The sequence below is a fragment of the Rhizobium sp. BK008 genome, assembly GCF_014197345.1.
In the GTDB taxonomy this organism is placed as follows: domain Bacteria; phylum Pseudomonadota; class Alphaproteobacteria; order Rhizobiales; family Rhizobiaceae; genus Rhizobium; species Rhizobium anhuiense.
Genome location: NZ_JACIFK010000004.1, coordinates 129927 through 154393, shown reverse-complemented (window position 1 = coordinate 154393; position 24467 = coordinate 129927). Strand labels below are relative to the sequence as shown.

Sequence of the window (24467 nt, the reverse complement as noted above, 5' to 3'; positions counted from 1 at the left end):
TCCGAAGACCCCGGGCATTAAGACCCCGCCCCAAACCCTTCCCCACAAGGGGGAGGGGCTTAACTTGCGGCACTGCCTCACTTCAAAATCAGCGCCGTAGGCGATGCGATGGAAGGAGGGCAGAACCGGTGCCCCGGATTGGCCCCTCCCTCTTGTGGGGAGGGGTCTTCACTCCTTCAATAAGGCGCCGCCACCGGCCCCATGCCGACATAGACCGTCTTCAGCTCGGAATAATGCTCCAGCGCGGCCAGCGAATTCTCGCGGCCGAAGCCGGATTGTTTCGAGCCGCCGAAGGGGATTTCGACCGGGCAGAGATTATAGGTGTTGATCCAGAGCGTGCCGGCTTCCAGCCGGTCTACGACGCGGTGGGCGCGGGTGAGGTCGGCGGTGAAGACGCCGCCGGAAAGGCCGAATTCGCTGGCATTGGCGCGCGCGATCACCTCGTCTTCGGCGTCGAAATCGAGCACTGACATGACCGGTCCGAAGATCTCTTCGCGGGCGATGCTCATGTCGTCGGTGACATCGGCAAACACCGTCGGCTGCACGTAATAGCCTTCGCCGGAGACATTGTTGGGAATGCCGCCGCCGGCAATCAGCGTTGCGCCCTCGGCCTTGCCCTTCTCGATGTAGGAGATCACCTTCTCGCGCTGTGCCCAGGAGACCATCGGGCCGATCTGCGTCGCCTCGTCCATCGGATCGCCGATCAGCATCGCCTCGGTGCGCGCCTTCAGCCGCTTGAGGAACTCATCCTTGATCGTCTTCTGCACGAAGACGCGCGTGCCGTTCGAGCAGACCTGGCCGGTCGAATAGAAATTGCCGAGCATCGCGCCCCCGACCGCCGAATCGAGATCGGCATCGTCGAAGACGATCAGCGGCGACTTGCCGCCGAGTTCCATCGTCACATGCTTGAGGTTGCCGGCCGCCGCCGCCGCGACCCTGCGGCCCGTCGGCACCGATCCGGTCAGCGATACCTTGGCGACGTCGGGATGGTTGACGAGCAGCGGCCCGGTGTCGCGGTCGCCCTGGATCACATTGAAGAGCCCCTTCGGCAGTCCCGCCTCATAAAGGATCTCGGCGATCTTCAATGCGCCGAGCGGCGTGTTCTCGGACGGTTTGAACACCATGGCATTGCCGCAGACAAGCGCCGGCGCAGCCTTCCAGCAGGCGATCTGCTGCGGATAGTTCCAGGCGCCGATGCCAACGCAGACGCCGAGCGGCACTCGCTTGGTATAGGCAAAGTCCTGGCCGAGCGGGATCTGCGAACCGTTGAGACCGGCCGGCGCAATACCGCCGAAGAATTCGAAGGCATCGGCACCCGAGGTCGGGTCGGCGACGATTGTCTCCTGGATCGGCTTGCCGGTATCGAGCGTTTCCAGTTCGGAGAGTGCCTGGTTTCTCTCGCGCATGATGTCGGCAGCCCGCTTCAGGATGCGCCCGCGCGCCATCGGGCTCATCGCCGCCCACTCCGGTTGGGCGCGTTTGGCCGCCGTGATCGCCCGCTCGACGATCGCAGGCGTTGCGGCATGCAGCCGGGCGATCACTTCGCCGGTCGCGGGATAGAGGCTCTCGATGACGGTGCCGTCGGTATCCTCGACATATTCGCCGTCGATGAAGTGCGACGCTTTCGGCTGGGCTTTCATGTCATTTGTCCTTGGGTGGTTCGATGGGGTCGTCCCTTCTCCCCTCGGGAAGAAGGGGAGGCGGTGGCCAGGAGCGCATTCAGGTAATCCTCGGTCAGCGCGATCGAGGCTTCGATGCCGATCGGCGCGGATTTCAGACTTTGCCTGATATAGAGCCCGTCGATCATCGCCGCAGCGCCTTCGGCGATGCGTTCTGCGGCGTCAGCCGGCAGGAGTGCTTTCAGATCGGCCAAGAGATTGGAACGCAGCCGCCGGGCATAGATCACCAGGAAACGGCGGGTCTCTTCCGAGCGCTGCGCCTCGGCGTAGAAGGCGAGCCAGGCGGCAATCGTCTCCGGCGCGAACTGGTCGGCGTGGAAGCTGACGCGGATGACGGCCGAAAGCCGCGCCCGCGGCGTTCTGACCGCCTTGAGTGCTGCCACCGTATCACTGCGCAGCTGTCGGAGAAGCGAGCGGATCGTCTCGATCAGCAATTGCTCCTTGCTGCCGAAATAATGATGGGCCAGGGCTGGCGACACGCCGGCCTGCCGGGCAATGTCGGACATGGTGACGGCAAGCGAGCCGTGATCGCCGATCACCCGCAGCGCCGCATCGACAAGCGCCTTGCGGCGCATTGGCTCCATTCCGACCTTTGGCAAGCTGCCAGCTCCTGTAAAAATTGAAGCAGGTTATTTTTGATTGACTGATCAATCAATAAAAATCTTTCTCGATTTGATCTGGCGCAGATCTTTCCGTGAAAAATTGCTGCAACATATTCCAAATCTCAGGAGGTGCATCATGGCCGATGTCTTTGAGGGAACACCGACATCTTCACTGCAGTCGAAATGGATCTGGTTCGTCGGCCTCGGCGTGGTGTTGCTCGTCTGCGGTCTGATCGCGCTCGGCAATCTGATGCTCGCCACCGTCGTCTCGGTCTACTATGTCGGCATGCTCATGCTGTTCGGCGGCGTGATCTATCTCGTCCATGCCTTCCAGGTGCGCGGCTGGGATCACGCGCTGTTCTGGGTGCTGAGCGGCCTGCTCTACCTGCTTGCCGGCATCTGCGCCTTCATCAATCCGATCCTCACCTCGGTGGCGCTGACGCTGTTCCTCTCTTTAACCCTCGTCATCGCCGGCGTCTTCCGCACCTGGGTCGGCATGCGCATGAAGCCCACCAAGGGCTGGCGCTGGATCGTCGCAAGCGGCGTCATCACCGCCCTTGCCGGTTTCGTCATTGCGCTTGGCTGGCCGGTGAACAGTCTCTGGATTCTCGGCCTGTTCCTGGCCGCCGACCTCATTATCCAGGGTTGGACGATGATTGCCTTCGGCATCGGCATCCGCAGTGGGGCTGTGGAAAGTGATGCTCCGGCGTCGCTTTCCGACCGTTCTTTTTGACAAGGGGATGACAGGGGATTAGACTTTAAGGGTTAATGCCGGTCCAAAGACAGAGGACCGGCTACGTGCGAATGCACCAAGGCACCGGCTGGTATCGCCGAGAATGCTGAAAATGGTCATGCGTCCCCCAGAGGCAGGGTTCTGCCTGATCAGAAAAGGGAGGAAGTTCATGCCGATGGTCACCGTATCCATCTCTCCGCAACAGGCAGCGGGTATCCGCGCCGCCGTCGACAATGGCGGCTATGCCTCGAGCAGCGAGGTCGTCCGCGAAGCGCTGCGCCTGTGGGATACCGCCCGCAAGCTCAACGAATTCCGGGACGATGTCCTCGACGATGAGGGCGCTCCATCCGGCGGCAGATGTGTCGCCGACATGTTCGCCGATCACGAGGCGGAGCGCCGTCGTTCCGCCTGAGCAAGCATTTGATTGCATTTGAAAAATTGAATAAACGCGGAACGCGCGGCGAGTCTCTGCGCGTTTCATAAAACCTTCACACTGGCGAAAGAGTTCGTTGATCCTTCTGCGGCATGTTCCGGACGAAAAGAACAAGTCACAGTGGAGATCCGCCACAATGAATACCGGCCACGTGAAGACCGACATGTCTTTGGTTGCTACCGTCGAGCCGGGTGTTCTGCGCCGCTACGCCAGCGATCAAATCGTCACGCTTGCCAAGCTCGTGGTCGAGAACGCCTTCCAGCCGATCGTCGAGGCCGGCACCGGCACGGTCTTCGGTTATGAATCCCTGATGCGAGGCCAGGAACGCATCGGCTACGACACGCCGGTCGAACTCCTCGACGAGGCCCATCAGCTCGGCCAGCTGCTGCAGCTCGAACAGATGCTCGCCAGCCGGGCGCTCGCCAAATTCGCCACGCTGTCGAATTTTGCGACCTCCACGCTATTCCTTAATCTCGACGTCCGGCTGATCCCGCATGGCGAACGCCTGGTCGAGAACCTGCTACAGCATCTGCGCAAGGCCAATATTCCGCCATCCTCAGTCTGCTTCGAATTCTCCGAACGTTTCGACAATACCAGCGTGCCGGAATTTTCCGCCCTGGTGTCCAGGCTGCGCAAGGCCGGTTTCAAGCTGGCGATCGACGATTTCGGCGTCGGTCACGGCGAGATGAAGCTGCTCTGCGATTATGCCGTCGATTACCTGAAGATCGATCGACATTTCGTCGCCGAGATCGACCGCAGCCCGCGCAAGCGCCATCTGTTGAAGAGCATCGTCAACATCGCCCATGTGCTCGGTACCCGTGTCATCGCCGAAGGCATCGAGACCGAGGCCGAATTCATCGCCTGCCGCGAATACGGCGTCGACCTCGTCCAGGGCTGGTTCATCTCCCGCCCGACGACGCATATATCGGAGCTGACGCCGTCATTCCCGCATCTGCAGGAGCTCGGCAAGAGCAAGCGGGGCAGCCAATCGCTCGACGAAATCCTCATCCGCAAGCAGATCGAACTGTTGCCGACGGTTTATGAGAACGACAGCATTGACAGCGTCTTCGAACTCTTCCGCCGCAATCCGCGCCAGGCCTTCTTTCCGGTTCTGAATGCCAATGACGAGCCGCGCGGCATCATCCACGAGCATCACCTCAAGGAATATATCTACCAGCCCTTCGGCCGCGATCTCCTGAAGAACAAGATGTATGAGCGCTCCATCTCGCATTTCGTCGAGATGGCGCCGATCGTCGGCCTCGATAGCGATGCCGAGCAGTTGATGGCGATCTTCGCCAATATGGAGGGCAGCAACTGCCTGATCCTGACTGATAATATGCGTTATGCCGGCGTCGTCTCCGCCGCCTCGCTGATCAAGGTCATCAACGAGAAGCAGCTGAAGACCGCCCAGGACCAGAACCCGCTGACCGGCCTGCCGGGCAATCGCGCCATCCGCGATTTCATGCGCCAGTCCGGCCGCGACGGCGATGAGGTCCGCCACTTCTGCTATTGCGACTTCGACAATTTCAAGCCGTTCAACGATGCCTACGGCTTCCATCTCGGCGACCACGCGATCTCGCTGTTTGCCGCGCTGATGCGCCGCTATTTCTTCGCCGAGCGCCATTTCCTCGGCCATGTCGGCGGCGACGATTTCTTTATCGGCGTCGTCGGCTGGACCGAGGAAGAGCTGAAGGAGATCCTCGACCGGCTGATCAGCGATTTCCATGACGATGTGCGCGATCTCTATTCCGACGAGGACCGGGCCGCCGGCCGCATCCTCGGTCACGATCGCACCGGCGCCGAAGCCCTGTTTCCGCTGATGCGCTGCTCGATCGGCGTCATCGAACTGCCGGAAGGCCTCGTCATCGACGATATCAACCGCGTCAGCGCCGAGATCGCCATCATCAAGTCGGCCGCCAAGGAAAGCGAGGAAGGGCTCGTCTTCCACCTCCTACAGCGCCGCGCGTCTTTCTAGACGCGCAAAGGACGCTGTAGCACTGATGCAGTGGCCGAGGCGAATTGACGCCCTTGCCACTTCCAGCCTTCCCAAGCCTCCGGGGCTGATCTATTCCGAACATTCGGGATCAGGAGGGCCGCGACATGTCACTGCCTCAGGAAATGCACTTCGTCGATCTGCCGTCCTTCGGCGGGCCGGAGGTGATGGTGATCGGCAAACGCCCGCTGCCGGTGCCTGGTGAAGGTGAGATTCTCGTGCGCGCCGAGGCCATCGGCGTAAACCGTCCGGATATCGCCCAGCGCCAGGGCAGCTATCCCCCGCCCAAGGGTGCGAGCCCGATCCTCGGCCTGGAACTTGCCGGCGAAATCGTCGCGATCGGCCCAGGCGTCACCGGCTACGCCGTGGGCGACAAGGTCTGCGGCCTTGCCAATGGCGGCGCTTACGCCGAATATTGCCTGCTGCCGGCAGGCCAGATCCTGCCCTTTCCCAAAGGCTATGACGCGGTCAAGGCGGCGGCTCTTCCCGAGACCTTCTTCACCGTCTGGGCCAATCTCTTCCAGATGGCCGGGCTGACGGAAGGCGAGAGCGTGCTGATCCATGGCGGCACGAGCGGCATCGGCACCACGGCGATCCAGCTTGCCCGCGCCTTCGGCGCCGAAGTCTACGCGACGGCAGGTTCGAAGGAGAAATGCGAGGCCTGCGAAAGGCTCGGCGCCAAACGCGCGATCAACTACCGGACCGAGGATTTCGCCGCGGTCATCAAGGCCGAGACCGGTGAGGGCGTCGACATCATCCTCGACATGATCGGTGCAGCCTATTTCGAGCGCAACCTCGCCTCGCTCGCCAGGGACGGTTGCCTGTCGATCATCGCCTTCCTCGGCGGTGCGATCGCCGAAAAGGTCAATCTCTCGCCGATCATGGTCAAGCGCCTGACGGTCACCGGTTCCACCATGCGCCCGCGCACGGCGGAGGAAAAACGCGCCATCCGCGACGATCTGCTCTCGGAGGTCTGGCCGCTGCTCGAAGCCGGCACCGTCGCCCCGGTCATCCACAAGGTCTTCGCCTTCGAAGAGGTCGTGGAGGCGCACCGCCTGATGGAGGACGGCAACCATATCGGCAAGATCGTGCTCACCGTCCGAGGTTAGTGGACAAGGCACAGCGTTCAATTGTGAAAAGGCGCCCCGAACCCGAGGCGCCTCTTTCAATTCCGGCGGTCTCTCAGCGTCATCGCCGCCGCAATCGCGACGATGCCGGGCAGCGCCATCAGCAGATAGAGCCAGTGGGCCGCCGAGATGCTGCCGGCAATACCGCCCGGATCGACGAGGCCGGCGCCATTGGCAATGACCCCTGAGAAGGCCGCGCCGAAAGCCCCGCCGAGCGAACTCATCGTCGGGATCGCCGAAGAGGCCTTGTCCTGCTCATTGTCGGCAACGAGCCTCAGGACCATGGCGACGAGATGCGCCCAGCCGAGACCGATGCCGAAGCCCATCATGAACATGCCGATTGCCGCCGGCACGATGAGGAGCAGGTGCCCTTCCGGATTGTCGCTGCCGAGGAAGACGGCGAGCAACGCGGTCGCCGCCGCCTCGATGAGAGCGCCGATGACGATCGCCGCATGGGCTCGGCCGCCGGTTAGCGAGCCGCTGAGGAAGGCCGCGAATGTCCAGCCGAGGGCGACCAGCGCCACCAGATAACCCGATAGGAGTGGCGTCACCCCATGCAGCGTCTGCAGGAAATAGGGAATGAAGACGTCGCTGACCAGCACGACGGTCAGGGCGAACATCGTCAGATAGACCCGTGCAATCGGCCGGGACAGGCTGACGGCGCCGGAGGGCAGCAACCGGTTCGCGCTTCGCCTCTCGATGAGAAACATGCCGGCGACGGCGGCGACCGCGGCGGCAATCAGCGTCGCTTTTGCGCCCGTCGTCTCGATCGCGCCGGCGGCGCTGACCATCAGCACGGCCGCCAGCAGCAGCCCGATCTGCGCAACCGGCGTTTTCGTCTGCTCGCGATCGTCCTCGACTTCGGGCAACAGCCGCGGCGCCAGCGCCGCCATCAGCAGGCCGAGCGGCACGAGCACGATGAAGGCGTAGCGCCAGTGGCTGCCGGACGAAAAGAAACCGCCGAGCGTCGGCCCGATGACGGTCGCCACACCCCAGATCGCCGCATAGAGCGTCGAGGCCTTCGGCCAGAGCGGCTCGGGATAGACGAAGCGGATGAAGGCATAGCCGAGCGCGGCCAGTGCCCCGGTTCCCAGACCCTGGACGGCGCGTCCGATCAGCACCACCGGCATCGAGGGGGCGGCTGCGGCAATCAGGCTGCCGACGCCGAAGACCAGTGCTGCGATCACATAGACGGTGCGAAGCCCGATCCCTCGCGGCCGCATGGCGACGAAGATCGAGCCAAGCACGGCAGCCGCCACGAACAGGCTGGTGACCCAGGAAAACAGCGCGAGCCCGCCGATATCGCGCACGATCGAAGGCGCGATCGTCGCCATGATGTAACTCTCGACGGCATAAAGCATCACGCCGCCGGCCAGCATCAGCGTTGCCGGCAGGTGCTCGGGCAGGAACAGGCGAAAGACGGAGCCGGGATTCGGGAGGGCTGCGGTCTGGTCGATATTCGACATGGGAGAATCCCCGAGATTTTGACTGGCGAAGGATTATTTTCCAAGTTATAAATTGGAAAATTGCATGCTGTCTCGAATTAAACAAGACTTGACTTGGAAAAATATGCGCCAGTCCCCTGCCAACCGCATTCTGATCCTGATCAAAACCGACGGCCCGCAGCTCGCCGCCGCGATCGGCGATGCGCTCGGCATCTCAGGCGAGGCCGCCCGCCAGCAGCTTTCGAAGATGGCGGAGGAGGGGCTGGTGGAACCGGTCACAACAGCCGCCACCGGCAGGGGCCGGCCGCGCCAGCTCTGGCAGCTCACAGCCGCCGGCAACCGCCAGTTTCCCGATGGCCACGCCGAATTGACGGCAAACCTGCTCGGCACGCTGGTCGAACAGCTCGGACCCGCAGCCCTCGATACCGTCATCTCCGCCCGCGAGGCCGAGACGCTGCAGCGCTATCGGAAAGAGCTGGAGACTGCCGGCGACCTTGCTGCCCGCGTCGAGGGGCTTGCCGGCATCCGCACCCGCGAAGGCTATATGGCCGATCATTGGCAGGAGGCGGACGGCGCCTACATGCTGGTCGAAAACCATTGCCCGATCTGCGCCGCCGCCACCGCCTGCGCCGGCTTCTGCCGCTCCGAACTCGAAACCTTCCGCACCGTCCTTGGCGCCGATGTCGAGCGCAGCGAACACATCCTCCTCGGCGCCCGCCGCTGCGCCTATCGCATCACGCCGCGTTGAGGCGGATTGTTCGGAACGTCGCACTTCATGCCGGCTGCCGCGCCTGACGCTTGCTGCTTTCGAGATAGAGCAGGGCGCCGATCGACGCCAGACCCGCGACCGCACCGACGAAAGCGGTGCCGGAATAATCGGTGATCGCGGTGCCGAAGGCGAAGAGGCCGGCGCTGATGCCAACCCCGATGAAGGTGTTCAGCGAGATCAGCGAGCTTCCGAGCCCCGGCCGATCGGCGATCAGGTCCTGCAGATAGGTGATCGGCACGCTGAGGATCGCTGCCACCCCGCAGGCATTGACCAGCAGCAGCGCATAGATGTGCCAGCGCGCGGACGCAAAGCCGAGCAGCGAGAGATAGACGCAGTAGATCAGCGCGCCGAAGGCGAGCACGTGCACGGTCCGGAAGCGGCGCTGCGCCAAACCCCACATCACCATGAACGGCATTTCGAGAAAGGCCGTCAGCCCGGCCATGAAGCCGACATCGACCACGGTGCCGCCGGCCGCATGGGTGATGATCAGCGGCGAGAGCATGCCGTTCAGCCGCTGCAGCCCGAACAGCATCGACATGACGATGACCCGCGACAGCACATAAGGCTCAAAGATCCGCTTCAGCGACGCAAGGAAGCCGACATGATCGGGGGCAGGGCCGGCGGCACCATTTCCGGGCGCGAAGAAGAAATACAGGCAGAAGCAGGTGCAGCTTGCCAGCGCCGCGATCCCATAGGCCGGCGTCATCGACGGCGAACTGACGAGAGCAAGGCCGATCATCCCCGGCGCCAGCGCCCATGAGCCGGAATAGAGTGCCCGCACCGTCGCGGTGATCGCCGCACCCTGGCCGCGCTCCATCTGGTTGGTCCTGGCGCGCAGGCTGGCAAACAGCAGCGAATAGGTGGAGTTGCTCATCGGCACCAGCAACAGCGTGGAGAAGATGAAGACTGCGGGACTGTGGATGATCGCGATCGACCCGAAGCCGAGCATGCCGGCGACGGAAAGCCCCAGCACCAGCGGCCGCCGCTCTTTCAGCCTGTCCGACCAGATGCCGAGCGTCAGGCTCGTCGTGACGTTGACGATCGCCGAGAAGAACACCAGCGCCGAATAGGCGCCGTTGCTCAAGCCCAGTTCATTGATCCCGATGATCGACTGGTAGGGCACGGTCGAGGCATAGGTGAAGGCGAGCGCGACGAGCGTCACCGTCGGGATGCGGATCCTGCTGTCACGAAGAATCAAGGAAAAACTAGAGGGCATGGCGCGGTTCCTGATGCACCACTCTTAGCTGCATCGGACCTATCAGAGAAACGATAGTTTTCGATCCTCTCCGTCAACTTTTGTGATGGATGTCCGCACGATGTGATCGCCGTCCAAGCCCGCAACAGGGCTGAACGCCTATTTTAGAATTTCGCGAGCAGATTGGAGAGCCAGAAGTCGATTTGCCCGAATGGAAGAACATTTCCCAAAAATCCGACCAGAGTTGATGTGATGATTATCAATGCCAGCCCTAGAAGGACTCCAAGGGTGATTCCAACGCTCGTCTTTGCGGGCCGGCGCGCCAGCCAACACGCCAAGCTCAGAGAGACAATCGTGAAAAGTGCCAGCAATGTGGACTCGGTGATAGATATGCCCGATTGCAAAAACAATTCCTCGGATTGTGAAAACTGGATTGCAAGGCATATCGTCTCGAGGCGTCTAAACTCAAGGGATAATGGAGGTTGGGGAGCGCGGCCGGCGGGAGGGCGCACTTCCGCTGCCGCGGTGACGTCCAGCCACATATAGAGCCGGCACTATCAGCAGGCATCCGCCTAGCCACCTAAACCCGGGCAAAACGTCAACCCCGTTGGCTTTCGCCGCGTGACGCGTTATGGACTGCGCAACCCAGCCAGCATCCGGATGAGAGCCTATGTCCAATCCCGTCACCGTCGAAGTCACCCGCGGCCTGCTCGTCGAAAGCCGCCATCGCGGCGCGGTGGCGGTCGTTGATGGAGACGGCAAGCTTGTCCTTTCGCTGGGCGATATCGAGGCCGCCATCTTCCCGCGCTCGTCCTGCAAGGCGATGCAGGCGCTGCCGCTGGTCGAGAGTGGTGCTGCCGATGCCTATGGCTTCGGCGACAAGGAATTGGCGCTGGCCTGCGCCTCGCATAATGGCGAGGACGCGCATGTGGCGCTGGCCGCTTCGATGCTGTCGCGGGCCGGTCGCGATGCCGAGGCGCTGGAATGCGGCGCCCATTGGTCGATGAGTCAGAAGGTCCTGATCCATCAGGCCCGCACGCTCGATGCGCCGACCGCGCTGCACAACAATTGCTCGGGAAAACATGCGGGCTTTATCTGCGCCTGCTGCCATCAGGATATCGATCCGAAGGGCTATGTCGGCTACCAGCACCCGCTACAGGTCGAAATCCGCGCGGCGATGGAAAGCCTGACCGGCGCCGTGCTCGGAGCGGAAAGCTGCGGCACCGATGGCTGCTCCATTCCGACCTATGCCGTGCCGCTTCGCAGTCTCGCCCACGGTTTTGCCAAAATGGCGACCGGCACCGGCCTGGAACCTCTACGCGCCAAGGCGTCCCGCCGGCTGATCGAAGCCTGCATGGCCGAGCCCTTCTATGTCGCCGGTTCCGGCCGCGCCTGCACGGAATTGATGCAGATCGCCCCCGGCCGCATCTTCGTCAAAACCGGCGCCGAGGGTGTCTTCTGTGCGGCGATCCCGGAAAAGGGCATCGCCATCGCGCTCAAATGCGAGGACGGCACGACCCGTGCTGCCGAAGCCATGGTGGCGGCGACGCTTGCCCGTTTCTTCGAGACGGAGGGCGAGGTGCATGCGGGCCTGATGGCCCATGCCGCATTGCCGATGCGCAATTGGAACGGCATCCATGTCGGCGATGTCAGGGTCACCTCCGCCTTGGCCGGATGAGCGTGGCTCTGCATATATAAGTTATTAGAAAAATAAGAATTACCTAATATAAAAGGGTACGTCCCGCGATCGCGGATGCACCCCTTCGCGGCGGCGTGAGCACAGTCCTGGAAGCCATGAGGGCAGGGCATGTTTGCAGGCCGCTATCTCTGGTGGATGCTGATGGGGATCGGCATCTTCCTATTCGCCGCTCTGAGCCTCGATTATATCACCTGGCTCACCATCCAGCTGTCCGGCTGCGGAGAAATGGCCGGCGCCTGCCAGCCGACCCTCCGGCTGATATCGGGCGTGCTCAAACCCGCCTGCATCTGGACCGCGATCGCCGTGCTCTTCGTCGCCACGCTGCTGCGTCTTCACAGGCTCTCGCTCATCTGGTTCTGGGGGCCTGTTGTCACCGTCTGGTTCGTCGCCTCCACGCCGATCCTTCTCTTCCTGGCCGCGGATGCGGCGGCTCTGACGCAGCCCGCCACCCTCGCCGCACTGCCCGTCGCCTTCCTGTTCCTGGCGGCTTTCGTCGCCTATCTCACGCTTGTGCTCGAGGATGGTGACACGCTGCCGCTTGCCGCCTCGGTGCCGTTGCGCCGCACAATCCGCCTGACGGCGGTCTACGGCGCGCTTGCTGGCGCAGCCTTCATGTCGGAGCTGTCGCGGATCGCCGGGACACTGCTCGACATGCCGGCGCTTGCCGTCGTCATCGCGCTGGCGCAGCCATATCTGCAGACGGTGCTCACCCTTGGAACCGGCAGCATGGCGCCGCCCTATGCCGTGCTGGCGGCCTTCATCGCGGCTCTTGCCGCCAGCCTGCTGCCGCACGCCACGGCGCGGCAACAACCCTCGCGCAGGGCCATCATGCTGCGGCGATCGCGCCGTTGAGATCGCGATAGGGTTTCAGCCGCTCTGCCGTCATCTCCATCGGCACGATCAGCCCTGCCACCTCGGAAATGCCGAGCACCGGGCAGGGCGAGACGAGGTCGAACTTCTCCTCGGTCAGCAGCACATGGGTTTCGGCCGCGCAGTGGGCGATATGCCGCTTGATCGCCGCTTCCTCGAAATCGCCGGTGGAAAGCCCGTGCAGGGGATGGGCGGCGGTGACGCCGAGGAAGAACAGATCGGGGCGCAGCTGCGAGATTGCCGCCATCGCCGCCGCGCCGGTCGCCACCATCGAATGTTTGTAGAGCCGTCCGCCGGTGAGGATCACCTCGGCTGTGGCGTGGTGCTCCAGTTCGGCGGCGATGGTCGGGCTGTGGGTCGCCACCGTCAGCGGCATGTCGCGCGGCAAGTGCCTGGCGATCTCCGCCGTCGTCGTGCCGCCGTCGAGGAAGATCATCTGTCCCGGCCTGACCATCGCTGCCGCCGCGGCCCCCAGCCGCGCCTTGATCTGCGACGAGACGCTGCGCCGGGCGGTGAAATCAGGCAGGTCGGGCGCCAGCGGCATCGCCCCGCCGTGCACCCGTTTCAACAGCCCCTCCGCCGCCATTTCCCGGAGATCGCGGCGGATCGTGTCCTCCGAAAGCGCGAAATCCTCGGCGACACGCTTGGCGATCACCTGTCCGTCACGGCGCAGGATATCGAGAATGAGGGTCTTGCGTTGCGTCGTCAGCATCGGCTCTCTGCACGAAGTTAAACATAATCACCCGATATTGCACGAAGTGACTCGACATTCAAGAAATATCGTGCATTTTCACGACATCCCGTGCATGAGGCCGGGAGTGCTCCCGCAGAAGCGGGGCGAATGGAGTGGATCATGTTGATTTTGATTGCCGGGCCTTACCGGTCCGGAACGGGCGACGACCCGGAGAAGATGGCCGCCAACCTGAAGCGGCTGGAAGAACCCTCGCACGCACTGTTTGCAGCCGGCCACGTGCCGATGATCGGCGAATGGGTGGCCCTGCCGATCTGGCACGCTGCCGGCGGCCGCTCGGTCGGCGACGCGCTCTACGAAGAAATCTTCCACCCGGTCGCCGGCCGGCTGCTGCAGCTCTGCGAGGGCGTGCTGCGCCTGCCGGGCGATTCCAAGGGGGCTGATAACGACGTGCGCATCGCCAGGGAGCGCGGCATCCCCGTCTGGCACCGGCTGGAGGATGTGCCGGGCTGCGGGTGAGGGTGGGCCTGGCTGCGTTAGCTGACAAGGCGAGTTGACGTGCAGGATCTGCCCCTCACCCTAACCTTACCGGGGTCGAGCCACTCGTCTCGCCCCATCCTTCGGACCCCCGTAAAAACGGGGCGAGGGGACGTGCCCTGCGAGAGGTGAGTGAGGAACCGCGAGGTTGCGGCTATCCCCCTTCGCCCCGCCCGCGGGGAGAAGGTGGCGGCAGCCGGATGAGGGGCGCGGCACGGCACACCGATCATGCCCTCACACTCGCACCCACCCTTGTCCCGATGGAGGATCAAAACCCAATCCCCCAGTTCCGGCGCACCCACCGCTACGCTATAACCCTCGCCGAAAGGGAGTCGAACATGCTGACACTGTATTACGCGCCGGGAACCTGTGCGCTCGCAAGCCTTATTGCCCTGGAAGAATCCGGCCTGGCCTTCGACGTAAAGAAGATCAGCCTGCGCGATGGCGAGCAGCGTTCGCCGGACTATTTGAAGATCAACCCGAAGGGCCGTGTGCCGGCACTTGTCACCGATCGCGGCGTGCTGACGGAAACGCCGGCGATCCTGGCTTATATCGCCCAGAGCGCCCCGGCCGCCAAGCTGGCGCCGCTTGGCGATGTCTTCGAATTGGCCAGGCTCCAGTCCTTCAACAGCTATATCTGCTCGACCGTGCATGTGAACCATGCCCATCGCCCGCGCGGCTCCCGCTGGGCCGACGAGCCGGCCGCCATCGAAGCGATGAAAGCGAAAGTGCCGCAAAACATGGCCGATTGCTTCACACTGATCGAGCAGACGATGTTCGAAGGCCCATGGGTGATGGGCGAGGCCTATTCGATCGCCGATCCCTATCTTTTCGTCATGACCGACTGGCTGCCGTCCGACGGCGTCGATCCCACCCGCTTCGAAAAGGCGAGCGACCATCACGCCCGCATGCTGCAGCGCCCCGCCGTCCAGCGGGCGCTGGCCTACGATCGGGCCTGATAGCGGGCAGCAAGCTTCTTCGGCACCCGGAACAGCCAGGCGCCGATCAGCCGCAACCGCAATTCCGCGTCGCCGATCATGGCGGCGCGCACCGGCAGATGCGGCCAGCCGACATAATGATCGGTTTGAAAATAGACGTCGGGCGCCATCTCCAACAAGTGGTCCTTGTCGTCGAGCGAAATCGAGATGACGATCGTCTCGGCGTTCTTCACCGCCACAAAACTCTTGCCGCCGACCTTCAGCGCCGGATTGCCATAGGAGGTGCTCTCCTCGACATCAGGCAGCCCGGCTTCCGCCGTCAGCCGCTTCAGCCGTTCGAAGATCGCATCGACATCACCGGCCATGGTTCCGCCCTTTCTGCCGGGGCGAACCTACCACGTTTTCACGCGCATTTCGCCAGCGGCGGCTTGGCCTCTTTGGGAAAGCCCGCCTGTATCCCGAGCGGCAGATCGGCAATTTCGCGCATCGACATGCGTTCGACCTCGGGATGCCGCAACGGATCGTCCTTCCAGGCCGGGACAATGTCTGCCCTTCCGACGGCAAGGGCAGGTCTCAAGAAAAACTTCAGCAATGACATGGCAGGCCTCGCTTTCTTCGGTGGCGTAGAAGGATGATCGCAAAGTGGCTTCCGCCTGCTGAACTATCTTGCCCGCCTCACGCACTGCGTTCGAATGGATTGCCTATGCTTGCAATGTCGGCCTCTCCAGGCAGAATTTCAATTGAGATTAAAGCGGAGCCGTTATAGAAAAACTATATGAAGAATCTGAATACCGTCCATCTCAACGGACTGCGGGCGCTGGAAACCGTCGGCCGTCTCGGCTCGCTCCAGGCCGCCGCCGAGGAGCTCGGCGTCTCGGTCGGCGCCGTCAGCCAGCAGGTCATCAAAGCCGAAGCCCAGCTCGGCCAGGTGATCTTCGAGCGCACCGCCCGGGGAATGATCGTCACCGAAGCCGGCCGACCGGTTCTCCTGGCGCTGGATGAGGGGTTCGCCCGGCTTTCGGCGGCGGTGTCGATCGCAAACCGCAAGGACGATACCATCCTGACCATATCGGTGGCGCCGGTTTTCGCCGCCCGCTGGCTGGTCTGCCGGCTCGATCGCTTCGCCGAGCGCCACCCAGACATCAAGCTGCGGCTGGATGCGACCACCAACCTCGTCAGCCCGGCGCTTTGCGACGTCGATATCGGCATCCGCGTCGGCAACGGCAAATGGCCTGACGTGAAGGCCGAACTGCTCCTGGAGCAGGAGGTCTTTCCCGTCTGTTCGCCCGAGATGGCGGCGAAATTGAAAGAGCCCGCCGATATCCTCGAACTGCCCGCCATCATCGATGGCCACGCCATGTTCACCTGGGAGGTCTGGATGCGTGAGGCCGGGCTATCGGGTGCGACGCTTTCGACCCGCCACGTTTTCAACGATGCCTCGCTCTGCCTCGATGCGGCGATCGCCGGCCAGGGCGTCATGCTTGCCTGGCAGACCCTGGCCGCCTTCGCGCTTGCCGAAGGCCGGCTCGCCGCCCCCTTCGGCATTCGCGCGCCGACCGGCTTCGGCCACTATTTCGTCACGGCCGAAGGTACACGCGAGCCGAAGAAGGTCAAGGATTTCAAGGCCTGGATCCGCGAGGAAATGGCCGGCACACTGGCTCTCTTCCGGTAGTCCTCACACCTCGATCGGCTCTTTGCCGCGGGTCGCCTGCATCGCCTTGTAGGCCGGGCGGCATTGGCAGCGCTCGATCCAGGCTTTGATATTCGGATGTGCCTGGAACAGCGCCTCCTCGCTCTGGGCGTAGCGCAGCACTTCGGCGAGGTTGAGGTCGGCGACGGTGAAGCGGTCGCCGACGATCCATGGCCGGCCGGCAAGATGGCCTTCGAGAACTTTTAGCGGCCTGCGCAGCGAGCGGCAGGCGACGGCGATCGTCTCTTTGCCGCCTTCGCTGTTTTCAAGCCCATTATCATAGGTGAGCACGATCCGCACCGTATGCGGCTCGACCTCTGCCGCCGCCCAGACCGTCCACATCGTCAACAATCCGTCTTCTTCGACGGTTTGACCGGAAAGCGGCCCGCCGTTTTTGCGGCCGAGGTAGAGATTGATCGCCAGCGACTCGTGCATGACGAGATCGCCGTCCCGAATGCTGGGGATCTGCCCCATCGGATTGACGGCGATGAATTCAGGCGAACGCGTGTTGAGCGGCGCATCCTCCGCCAGCGGATCTGCAAGCCGCCTTGCCTGCAGCACTGGCACCGAGCGGAATTCGAGCCCAAGCTCCTCCGCCATCCAATAGACGCGGGAAGCGCGCGACCGATAGACCCCGTAGATTGTCAGCATGAACGTATCCCCTCGATATTGTCCGCGGGACCGTAAATGCCGGATCGGCGTGGGAAAAGTCCCTGTGGCTGATGGGATGATGAAAGCTTTTGATGGCCTCACCAACTCCAGCAAACGTGTATAGCGGTTTTGCCAGGTAAAGCGCGAAGCGCTTTTGCTTGGAATTGTCTAAACGGTCACGAGACGCGGTTGCGCTCGATGGTCAGTTGCGCATAAGGCGAGCCGCCGCCTGCCATCTCGGCGGAGACTTTCTTCTCCCACTGGAAGCCTAAAACTGCGCCTTCTGTGGTCTCCTGGAAGATGTTGTCGGTGATGACGGCGGTGCCGGCGCCGTCGGCCACCGAGACGGCGCATCCCACGGGTGCCTTGCGCACCACATTGCCTGTGACAACGACGTTGCGCAGATACGGACCCCAGCCGATCTGCAGACCCCAGCGCGGCGCGCCCTCGATCACATTGCCGGAAATCAGCGTATCGGCCTCCGCCGCGATGCCGATGCCGAAACCGACCTCGTGGGTGTAGGGACCCTTCAGCGTCAGGTTGCGCACGACATTGCCGGTGACGCTCGCCAGCCGGCCGCCTTCGTCGAAATTGGCGATCGAAATGCCGTTTGCCGCACCGTCGATCATATTGGCGGAAACCACGGCGCCCTCGAAGGCGAATTCGACATAGATCGCCGTCTCGCCGGAGCGCCGGCACTGGTTGCTGTTGATCTGGATGTTCGAGGCAGAATTGGCGCGGATCGCCGTGAAGGCACAGTCGGAGATATGGTTATCCGTCACCATCACGCCGTCGGCACGGAAGATATTGATGCCGTTACCGTTTTCGCCGGTGCCGCCGTCATTGGCGCGGATGTTGGAGATGCGGTTGCCGGAAACGACGGTGCCGTCCTCCGCCTTCTTCCAGCGATGCACCAGGATGCCGCCATTGCCGCAATCCGAAACCGTGTTGCCGGTGACCGAAAGATTTGCCGATTCCACCGCGTAAAGCCCGGATTGGGCCGCACCCGAAATGCGGCTGCGCTCGATCCGCCCGCCGCAGCGTTCCAGTTGCAGGCCGTGTTTGCGGCTGCCGCCGATCTCGCAATTGTCGATCAGCACCTCGTCGACGCTGGTAAATTGCAGCAGCGCGCCGGCGTAATCGCCAAGCCAGCGATTGCCGCCGTCGATGACGAGATTGGAAAGCTCGATGCGGCGCACGTTTTCGGCCGAAAACAGGTGGCCTTCGCCGGTGTAGACGATCCGCGAGGCGCCGGGCACGCCAGTGATACGGGTATTGTCGGGCAGGGTGAGATTGGAGATCCGGTAGGTGCCGGGCGGAAGGAAGACCGGCACGTTCTCGCGCGCCGCCCGTTCGATCATCTGCTCAAGGTTGCGGGTCTTGCGGTCGCCGCTTTCGGGAACGGCGCGATATTCCACCGCGTCGATCGCACCGCGCAGATCGGGCTGGGCGGCGGCCGTCAGCGGCGAGGCAAGCGCGCGCGATGCCCCTCCCGCCACCGCCGAGGCAGCGAGAAAGAGAAGCATATCGCGGCGTGAAGGCATTCGGCGCACTCCTGTCATAACGCGCCCGTAGCAGGAAACGTGCCAGGTGGGCATGTATTCTTTTGGTACAAGCTTGGCAGAGGTGAGCGAAATTGCAGGTGTAGCCGCCGCCGACGGCAGGATATCGCCGCTTATATTGTCGTCTTGTTCACCCTTTCATTTAAGCAAGCCGAAGGAAATGAGGACTACTTTGAAGGGAAATTCTACGATGACAAGGGCGGGATACGGCCTTCGGCCGCGGGGGAGAATGGCGTTATGCACGAACCGAGTGCCAGGCGATGGGAATCGACCGATGCCCTGACAGCCGAAACGCGGCGCATCGTCGCCGCGACGGAGGCGATGATGGCATCGACCGCCCATCATCTTTCCGAGGGCATCGAGAACCTGCGCCTCAAGGAAATCGTCCACGAGCTTCCGGATTTCCTCTACGTCAAGGATCGTGACAGCCGCTTTGTCTTCGCCAATGCCGTCACCGCCAGCAGCCTCGGCGTGCAGAGCGCGGCGCAGATCACCGGCAAGCGCGATTTCGACCTGTTCGATTTCGAAACGGCGCGCCACCATTTCGATATCGAGCAGCAGATCATGGCGACGGGCGAAGCCCGCATCGACATGGAGGAATCCTACATCCTTCCCGGCGGCAAAAGACCGATATGCCGGCTGACCTCGAAGATACCGTTGCGCAACGATCGCGGCGAGGTCGTCGGTCTGATCGGCGTGTCCCGCGATATCACCGAGCGCAAGCTTCAGGAGGATCTCCATCGCGGCCAGGCAAAACTGCTCGAAATGATCGCCCGCAACGAGCCGTTGCCGATGATCCTCGAGGCGCTGGTGCTGATGATCGAATCGCAGCTGACGGGGATCGACGGATCGGTGCTGCTGCTCGACAGCGAGGGCACCAGGCTCTATCACGGCGCCGCTCCCAATCTGCCCGGCGGTTATAGCCGCCTGATCGACGGCGTCACCATCGGTCCCAAGGTCGGCTCCTGCGGCACCGCCGCATGGCGCGGTCAGACCGTCATCGTCGAGGACGTGATGGTCGATCCGCTGTGGGAGGATTTTCGCGCGCTGATTGCGCCGTTCGGCTTCCGCTCCTGCTGGTCGACGCCGATCGCCACCTCGCAGAACAACGTGCTCGGCACCTTTGCGCTCTATTCCAGGGAAGTCCGCCGTCCCACCGAGCATGAGATGACGCTGGTGGCGCTCGCCACCCACATCGCCGGCATCGCCATCGAGCGCAAGCGCGTCGATGACCGCATCCATTTCATGGCCCATCATGACGATCTCACCGGCCTGCCGAACCGGGCTTTCCTCAAGGAGCGGCTGGCCAATATCCTCGACCAGGCCCGGCGCAACAACCGCAAGGTGACCGTCGCCTATATCGATCTCGACAATTTCAAGGATATCAATGACGGCCGCGGCCATGCCGCCGGCGACGAGGTGCTGAAGGAGGTTGCCGCCCGCATGGCCAACAGCGTGCGGGCCTCCGATATGGTCGTGCGTCTCGGCGGCGATGAATTCCTCGTGGTGCTCGTCCACCAGTCGAGCCATGATGCCGGCATCACGCGCCGCCTTCGCGAGCTGCAGAAGGCGATCAACCGGCCGATCCGCGGTGAGGATGGCGAGCTCACCGTCACCGCCAGCATCGGCGTTGCTGCCTTCCCGTTCGATGGCGCCACCTCGCAAGAGCTTCTCGCCAATGCCGACCGCGCCATGTACCGCGCCAAGGAGCTCGGCCGCAACACATTGCAGCATCATGAGGGCGGCAGCACGCCCGTCGGAATGCCGCTTGGCGAACAGGAGGAGCTGCACCAGGCAATCACCGGCGACCAGCTCTTCCTGCAATACCAGCCGCAGGTCGATGTCGCCACCGGCCGCATCACCGGGCTCGAGGCGCTGGTGCGTTGGAACCATCCGGCCAAGGGCAGGGTGCCGCCGGTCAATTTCATTCCGCTCGCCGAAGAGACCGGCCTGATCGTCCCCCTTGGCCTCTGGGTGCTGAACGAGGCCTGCCGCCAGGCGCGCCAGTGGCAGGATATGGGCCTGACGCCGCTGACGATCGCCGTCAACGTCTCGGCCAAGCAGTTCGCCGATCCGGATTTCGCCACCCATGTCGCCGAGGCGCTCGATCGCCACCGGCTGCAGTCGCGCTGGCTGGAGCTTGAGGTCACCGAAAGCGTGGTGATGCAGGATGCCGAGCGCGCGCTTGCCATGATGGAATCGCTGCGGGCGCTGGGTGTGCGCCTGTCGATCGATGATTTCGGCTCCGGCTATTCCAGCCTTGCGGCACTGAAGACCTTCCCCTTCGACCGGTTGAAGATGGACCGTTCGCTGGTCGAGGCCCTGCCGGGCGACAAGACCGCCGTCGCCATCGCCTCGGCCGTCATTTCACTGGCGCAGACGCTGAAGCTTTCGGTGCTGGCCGAAGGCGTCGAAACCGATGCCCAGATGGATTTCCTGCGCCACGCGCATTGCGAGGAGGCGCAAGGCTACCGCTTCTCCAAGCCCGTCTCTCCGGAGGAGATCCCGGCATTGCTGAAGGCGCGCAGCCTCTAATCGGCCGCCTTGATTTCTAAACGCGAATGACATTGAGCCGCAGAGCGCTGACGACGGCCTGCGTTCGCGTGGTGCATCCCAGTTTCTTGATCGCGCTGCCGATGTGATTGTTCACCGCGTTTTCGGAGAGATCGAGAAGTTTGGCAATTTCATTGCCTTTCCTGCCGCCGGCGGTCAGCCTCAGGCAGTCCAGCTCGCTCGCCGTAAACTCGATGGGCTTGTGTTTCTCGTTCAATGTCAGCTGCGAGAGCCGGTCGTAGATCAGCGTGGCGATGAACAGCAGCTTCGCCATCTCGATCATGCTGAAATTCCGCGACCCTGAAATCGACATGGCGCCGCGTCCGCCCGCGGCATCGTGGACAGGAAAATAGGCGCCTTTTTCCATGCCGTATCGGTTGAACAGCTCGATGACCGTCGACTTCTTGCCTTCGCCGCGATTGGTATTGATTGCTTCGACGTCATAGTTGAACGGGCTGGTCGATCTCAGCATCCGGCGGATGACCGGGCTGTCGATCATCAGGTTATGGGCGTCATAGAAATCCACCATCTCCGCCGGCCAATTGGTGATGATCTTCGTCGCGCCGATTTCGAGGATGTCGACGGTCGGCAGCGTCATGAACAGGAAGGCATTCATTCCAAGGTCTTGCGTGAGACCCTTCATATATTTGAACACCTCGTAATGCGTGTTGAAGCCTGCGGCGACTTCCTCGATTCGATTGAATTCGGCCTCGAGCTTCATGTCTTCTCCATCAGCCGCCGCATCCGGGCGCTTGGCGACGGCCGCCTCATTCCTCAAATCGCAATCGATACAGAGAATGATGCAGCAATTCAAAGTGTTACAGCGTCCTTTGCGCGTCCGAAAGACGTGCAAGGGACGCTGTAATGTGCCGGGCGAATCCGCTCGGATCGGATGTGGATTCTACACGGTTGGAGGACGCTGCAACATGTGGCAGCGGAAGAAAAAGACAAGGCCTCACCTGCCGGGAAAAGTACGCTTACGAGACAACGAGCCCTTAACAAATCGTAAAGGCGCTTTCTGGCTTCCGGGCACAAAAGCGGTGAAAAATCGCCAATGTCGGCATGGAAAATCCACCGCGGCAAATCTTGTATCGAACCGATACGTTCGAAACGAATGCTTATATCAGATTGATTTTATTGACACATTTCTCCTCTGCCTGATTGGCTCGAAGAGCCTGTATGGGTGAATGACCGGGTTAATGGATACTTAAAGAATTTGCCGGATTTTATCTTCAGATTGCTCGTCCAGCGCAAGCTCGCAGTGGGAGCGCTGCTGGCACTCTTTGAGGGGACCGCATACCGACCGCCAATCGACGATGTCTTCCGCCAATTCGTTTTGATCGATGAAATTGTACTAAGTAACTGTAAATATTAGAGGAATATGTCGTGCCCTGGCAAGTCTTGATCGGAAATGTGGCTGCGGTTGCGCTCGTCATTTCGGTGTGGATGCACCTGCATTACAAGTTCTACCGCCTGTCGAAGGTCCAGGCAGAACTTGGTTTCGGCTTGATGATGGGCCTTGGGGCAGTCTTGTCGATGCTGCTGTCCGTCGAGGTCGACAGCGGCTATTATCTCGATCTCCGTTCGACCTTGCTGGCGGTCTCGGCAGTATACGGCGGTCCGCTGGCGGTTCTGACGACAGCCGCCCTCACATCCGTGCAGAGGATCTCCATGGGTGGCGCCGGTGTCGAGCCGGCACTGATCTCGATCATGCTGGTATCCGTGTTTGGACTGGCGGTCCACTTCCTGTTTGGCAGGGGCTCGGCGGATGTCAAAAAGGCTCTGGCTTGTGCCGTAACGGTGGCCGCGGTCACATTGGCGATGAGCATTTTCCATCGAGGCGGCTGGTCGCATATCACGACTGTCAGCCTTGCCGTCATAGGCGTGAAATTCGCCGCGACCTTGGCCGCGGCATCCGTCATTACCTATTTCCATGCCTTTACCCTCGAGCGGGATATCTTGAAGGCCGCGCTGACCCAGGCGCCGGATTTCCACTATGTCAAAGACCGGAATAGCCGCTTCGTCGTCACCAACCTCAACGTCGCGCGAAACCACGACCGCACCAAGTCTTCGGAGATGGTCGGCCTGACGGATTTCGATCTCTATCCCAGCGAAATGGCGCAAGCGTTCTTCGATCACGAACAGGAGATCATGGCGACCGGCGAACCCATCGTCGACTTCGAGGAACCGCTCGTCCAAGAGAATGGCCGGGAACGCTGGTTCATGACGTCGAAGGTCCCGTTGCGGAACCGCCACGGCGATCTGATCGGACTTTCCGGCGTGACCCGCGATATCACCGAGAAAAAGCGTCTCATTCAGGAAGCGCTCGACAGCAAGAACGTGTTGTCCCAAGCGATGACGGAAATGTCCGATGGGCTTGCCATGTTCAATTCCGCGGGCCGGCTGGTGTTTTGCAACGATCAGTATCGCGCCGCCTTTCCCCGTTCAGCCGATGCCAGACGGCCCGGCGCTGCTATAACCGACATTCTGCAGGCCGTTATGCGCAACGGTGAGCGGATCGACGTCGGCCCGGATGCCGGCGAGGATTGGATAGAGACGGAAGCAGCCCAGCTTTTCCTGACCCATGATAGTGACATACCGATGTTCGATGGACGCTGGCTCAGGCAGCGCACCCGTTTGGCGGCCGACGGCTCCGCCCTGGTGGTGGTTTCCGACATCACCTCGATGAAGCACTCCGAGGAACGGCTGACGCAGCTCGCCATGAAGATGAAAGGGCTGGCCGACACCGACGCATTGACCGGTATTGCCAATCGCAGAGTGTTCAACGAGGCGATCTCGGAAGAGTTTGCCCGCGCCCGCCGGGCCGAATCCGCTCTCAGCCTGCTGCTGATCGATGTCGATCACTTCAAGGCCTACAACGATACCTATGGTCATCTCGAAGGAGACAATTGCCTGAGGATGATCGGCGAGGTCCTCAGGTCGATTGCCAAGCGCCCCTGCGACCTCGCGGCGCGATTTGGCGGGGAGGAGTTCGCCATCCTGCTGCCCGGCACGGACAGGGACGGCGCGGTGCGGCTTGCCAAGATGCTGCGCTCGGCATTGCATCGGCGCGCAATCCCGCACAGTGAGAGCAGCAAAATGATCGTGACGGTCAGTATCGGTGTGGCGAACATCTTGGATCGATTTACGACGCCGGCAGAATTGGTCGCGGCCGCAGACCGGGCGCTTTACGCGGCGAAAAAGCACGGTCGCGACCGTATTGAAGCCGCTGCAGTTCAAGCAAGAGCGGCGTGAGTTCCGACACTTCGCACACGTCTCGCCCCTATTTCTCAGCGAGCC

21 protein-coding genes and 1 pseudogene are annotated in these 24467 nt (G+C 62.3%); 12 read left to right on the top strand and 10 right to left on the bottom strand.

The genetic code is table 11. The features are described from left to right. Positions 1-176: 176 nt before the first annotated feature. Positions 177-1640, bottom strand: coding sequence for a betaine-aldehyde dehydrogenase (betB, locus tag FHT69_RS18520; RefSeq protein WP_063476609.1), 1464 nt, complete (start codon positions 1638-1640; stop codon positions 177-179). 1 nt (position 1641) lies between these two features. Beyond that, a pseudogene (gene betI / locus FHT69_RS18515) lies at positions 1642-2278 on the bottom strand (transcriptional regulator BetI). Between the two features lie 139 nt (positions 2279-2417). Here betI and FHT69_RS18510 point away from each other — a divergent pair. From FHT69_RS18510 to FHT69_RS18495, 4 genes are all read left to right on the top strand, one after another. Beyond that, entirely contained in the window at positions 2418-3014 is a 597-nt protein-coding gene (locus FHT69_RS18510) for an HdeD family acid-resistance protein (protein WP_063476611.1), read from the top strand. 169 nt (positions 3015-3183) lie between these two features. Further along, positions 3184-3426 (top strand): type II toxin-antitoxin system ParD family antitoxin, encoded by a 243-nt coding sequence (locus FHT69_RS18505; RefSeq protein WP_047614177.1) that lies wholly within the window; start codon positions 3184-3186, stop codon positions 3424-3426. Between the two features lie 157 nt (positions 3427-3583). Next, on the top strand, positions 3584-5422 hold the full coding sequence (locus tag FHT69_RS18500; protein ID WP_183905772.1) for a GGDEF domain-containing protein: 1839 nt from the start codon (positions 3584-3586) through the stop codon (positions 5420-5422). Between the two features lie 125 nt (positions 5423-5547). After that, a complete protein-coding gene (locus FHT69_RS18495) occupies positions 5548-6549 on the top strand; it encodes an NAD(P)H-quinone oxidoreductase (protein WP_063476613.1) in 1002 nt (333 codons plus the stop codon). A gap of 56 nt (positions 6550-6605) precedes the next feature. Here FHT69_RS18495 and FHT69_RS18490 read toward each other — a convergent pair whose 3' ends face one another. Then, positions 6606-8033, bottom strand: a complete 1428-nt coding sequence (locus FHT69_RS18490) for an MFS transporter (RefSeq protein WP_097542752.1) — start codon at positions 8031-8033, stop codon at positions 6606-6608. Between the two features lie 103 nt (positions 8034-8136). On the opposite strand from FHT69_RS18490, the gene FHT69_RS18485 reads away from it, so the two are divergent. After that, the gene (locus FHT69_RS18485; RefSeq protein WP_047614181.1) at positions 8137-8760 is read left to right on the top strand and encodes a helix-turn-helix transcriptional regulator; all 624 of its coding nucleotides are present in this window, start codon (positions 8137-8139) and stop codon (positions 8758-8760) included. Positions 8761-8785: 25 nt separating this feature from the next. On the opposite strand, the gene FHT69_RS18480 is transcribed toward FHT69_RS18485, so the two are convergent. Continuing rightward, positions 8786-9997 (bottom strand): MFS transporter, encoded by a 1212-nt coding sequence (locus FHT69_RS18480; RefSeq protein ID WP_063476615.1) that lies wholly within the window; start codon positions 9995-9997, stop codon positions 8786-8788. Positions 9998-10646: 649 nt separating this feature from the next. Between FHT69_RS18480 and FHT69_RS18475 the strand changes: the two genes are divergently transcribed. Further along, positions 10647-11654 (top strand): asparaginase, encoded by a 1008-nt coding sequence (locus FHT69_RS18475; protein ID WP_063476616.1) that lies wholly within the window; start codon positions 10647-10649, stop codon positions 11652-11654. Between the two features lie 129 nt (positions 11655-11783). Further along, positions 11784-12527, top strand: a complete 744-nt coding sequence (locus FHT69_RS18470; protein ID WP_063476617.1) for a hypothetical protein — start codon at positions 11784-11786, stop codon at positions 12525-12527. On the opposite strand, the gene FHT69_RS18465 is transcribed toward FHT69_RS18470, so the two are convergent. Then, a complete protein-coding gene (locus FHT69_RS18465; RefSeq protein ID WP_168334134.1) occupies positions 12502-13257 on the bottom strand; it encodes a DeoR/GlpR family DNA-binding transcription regulator in 756 nt (251 codons plus the stop codon). The genes FHT69_RS18470 and FHT69_RS18465 overlap by 26 nt on opposite strands. Before the next feature lie 141 nt (positions 13258-13398). Between FHT69_RS18465 and FHT69_RS18460 the strand changes: the two genes are divergently transcribed. Both FHT69_RS18460 and FHT69_RS18455 read left to right on the top strand, forming a co-directional pair. Further along, on the top strand, positions 13399-13755 hold the full coding sequence (locus tag FHT69_RS18460; RefSeq protein WP_047614493.1) for an NUDIX hydrolase: 357 nt from the start codon (positions 13399-13401) through the stop codon (positions 13753-13755). Between the two features lie 356 nt (positions 13756-14111). After that, on the top strand, positions 14112-14732 hold the full coding sequence (locus FHT69_RS18455) for a glutathione S-transferase family protein (RefSeq protein ID WP_047614494.1): 621 nt from the start codon (positions 14112-14114) through the stop codon (positions 14730-14732). Here the strand turns inward: FHT69_RS18455 and FHT69_RS18450 are convergent. Next, positions 14717-15076, bottom strand: a complete 360-nt coding sequence (locus tag FHT69_RS18450) for an MmcQ/YjbR family DNA-binding protein (RefSeq protein WP_047614187.1) — start codon at positions 15074-15076, stop codon at positions 14717-14719. The two genes, FHT69_RS18455 and FHT69_RS18450, sit on opposite strands and share 16 nt — an antisense overlap. Before the next feature lie 38 nt (positions 15077-15114). Then, complete coding sequence (locus FHT69_RS18445) at positions 15115-15309, bottom strand: hypothetical protein (RefSeq protein ID WP_047614189.1); 195 nt, start codon at positions 15307-15309, stop codon at positions 15115-15117. Positions 15310-15486: 177 nt separating this feature from the next. On the opposite strand from FHT69_RS18445, the gene FHT69_RS18440 reads away from it, so the two are divergent. Continuing rightward, entirely contained in the window at positions 15487-16383 is an 897-nt protein-coding gene (locus tag FHT69_RS18440; protein ID WP_047614191.1) for a LysR substrate-binding domain-containing protein, read from the top strand. A gap of 3 nt (positions 16384-16386) precedes the next feature. Here FHT69_RS18440 and FHT69_RS18435 read toward each other — a convergent pair whose 3' ends face one another. Beyond that, positions 16387-17052: a glutathione S-transferase family protein gene (locus tag FHT69_RS18435; protein WP_047614193.1), complete on the bottom strand. Its 666-nt coding sequence runs from the start codon at positions 17050-17052 to the stop codon at positions 16387-16389. A gap of 176 nt (positions 17053-17228) precedes the next feature. After that, positions 17229-18596 carry a TIGR03808 family TAT-translocated repetitive protein gene (locus tag FHT69_RS18430; protein WP_063476618.1) on the bottom strand — a complete coding sequence of 456 codons (1368 nt, stop codon included), beginning with the start codon at positions 18594-18596 and terminating at the stop codon, positions 17229-17231. Between the two features lie 255 nt (positions 18597-18851). Between FHT69_RS18430 and FHT69_RS18425 the strand changes: the two genes are divergently transcribed. Continuing rightward, complete coding sequence (locus FHT69_RS18425) at positions 18852-21149, top strand: EAL domain-containing protein (RefSeq protein WP_047614196.1); 2298 nt, start codon at positions 18852-18854, stop codon at positions 21147-21149. Between the two features lie 16 nt (positions 21150-21165). On the opposite strand, the gene FHT69_RS18420 is transcribed toward FHT69_RS18425, so the two are convergent. Next, positions 21166-21888, bottom strand: a complete 723-nt coding sequence (locus FHT69_RS18420; RefSeq protein WP_047614496.1) for a helix-turn-helix transcriptional regulator — start codon at positions 21886-21888, stop codon at positions 21166-21168. 665 nt (positions 21889-22553) lie between these two features. Between FHT69_RS18420 and FHT69_RS18415 the strand changes: the two genes are divergently transcribed. Next, positions 22554-24422, top strand: coding sequence for a diguanylate cyclase (locus tag FHT69_RS18415; RefSeq protein ID WP_097542740.1), 1869 nt, complete (start codon positions 22554-22556; stop codon positions 24420-24422). Positions 24423-24467: the final 45 nt, after the last annotated feature.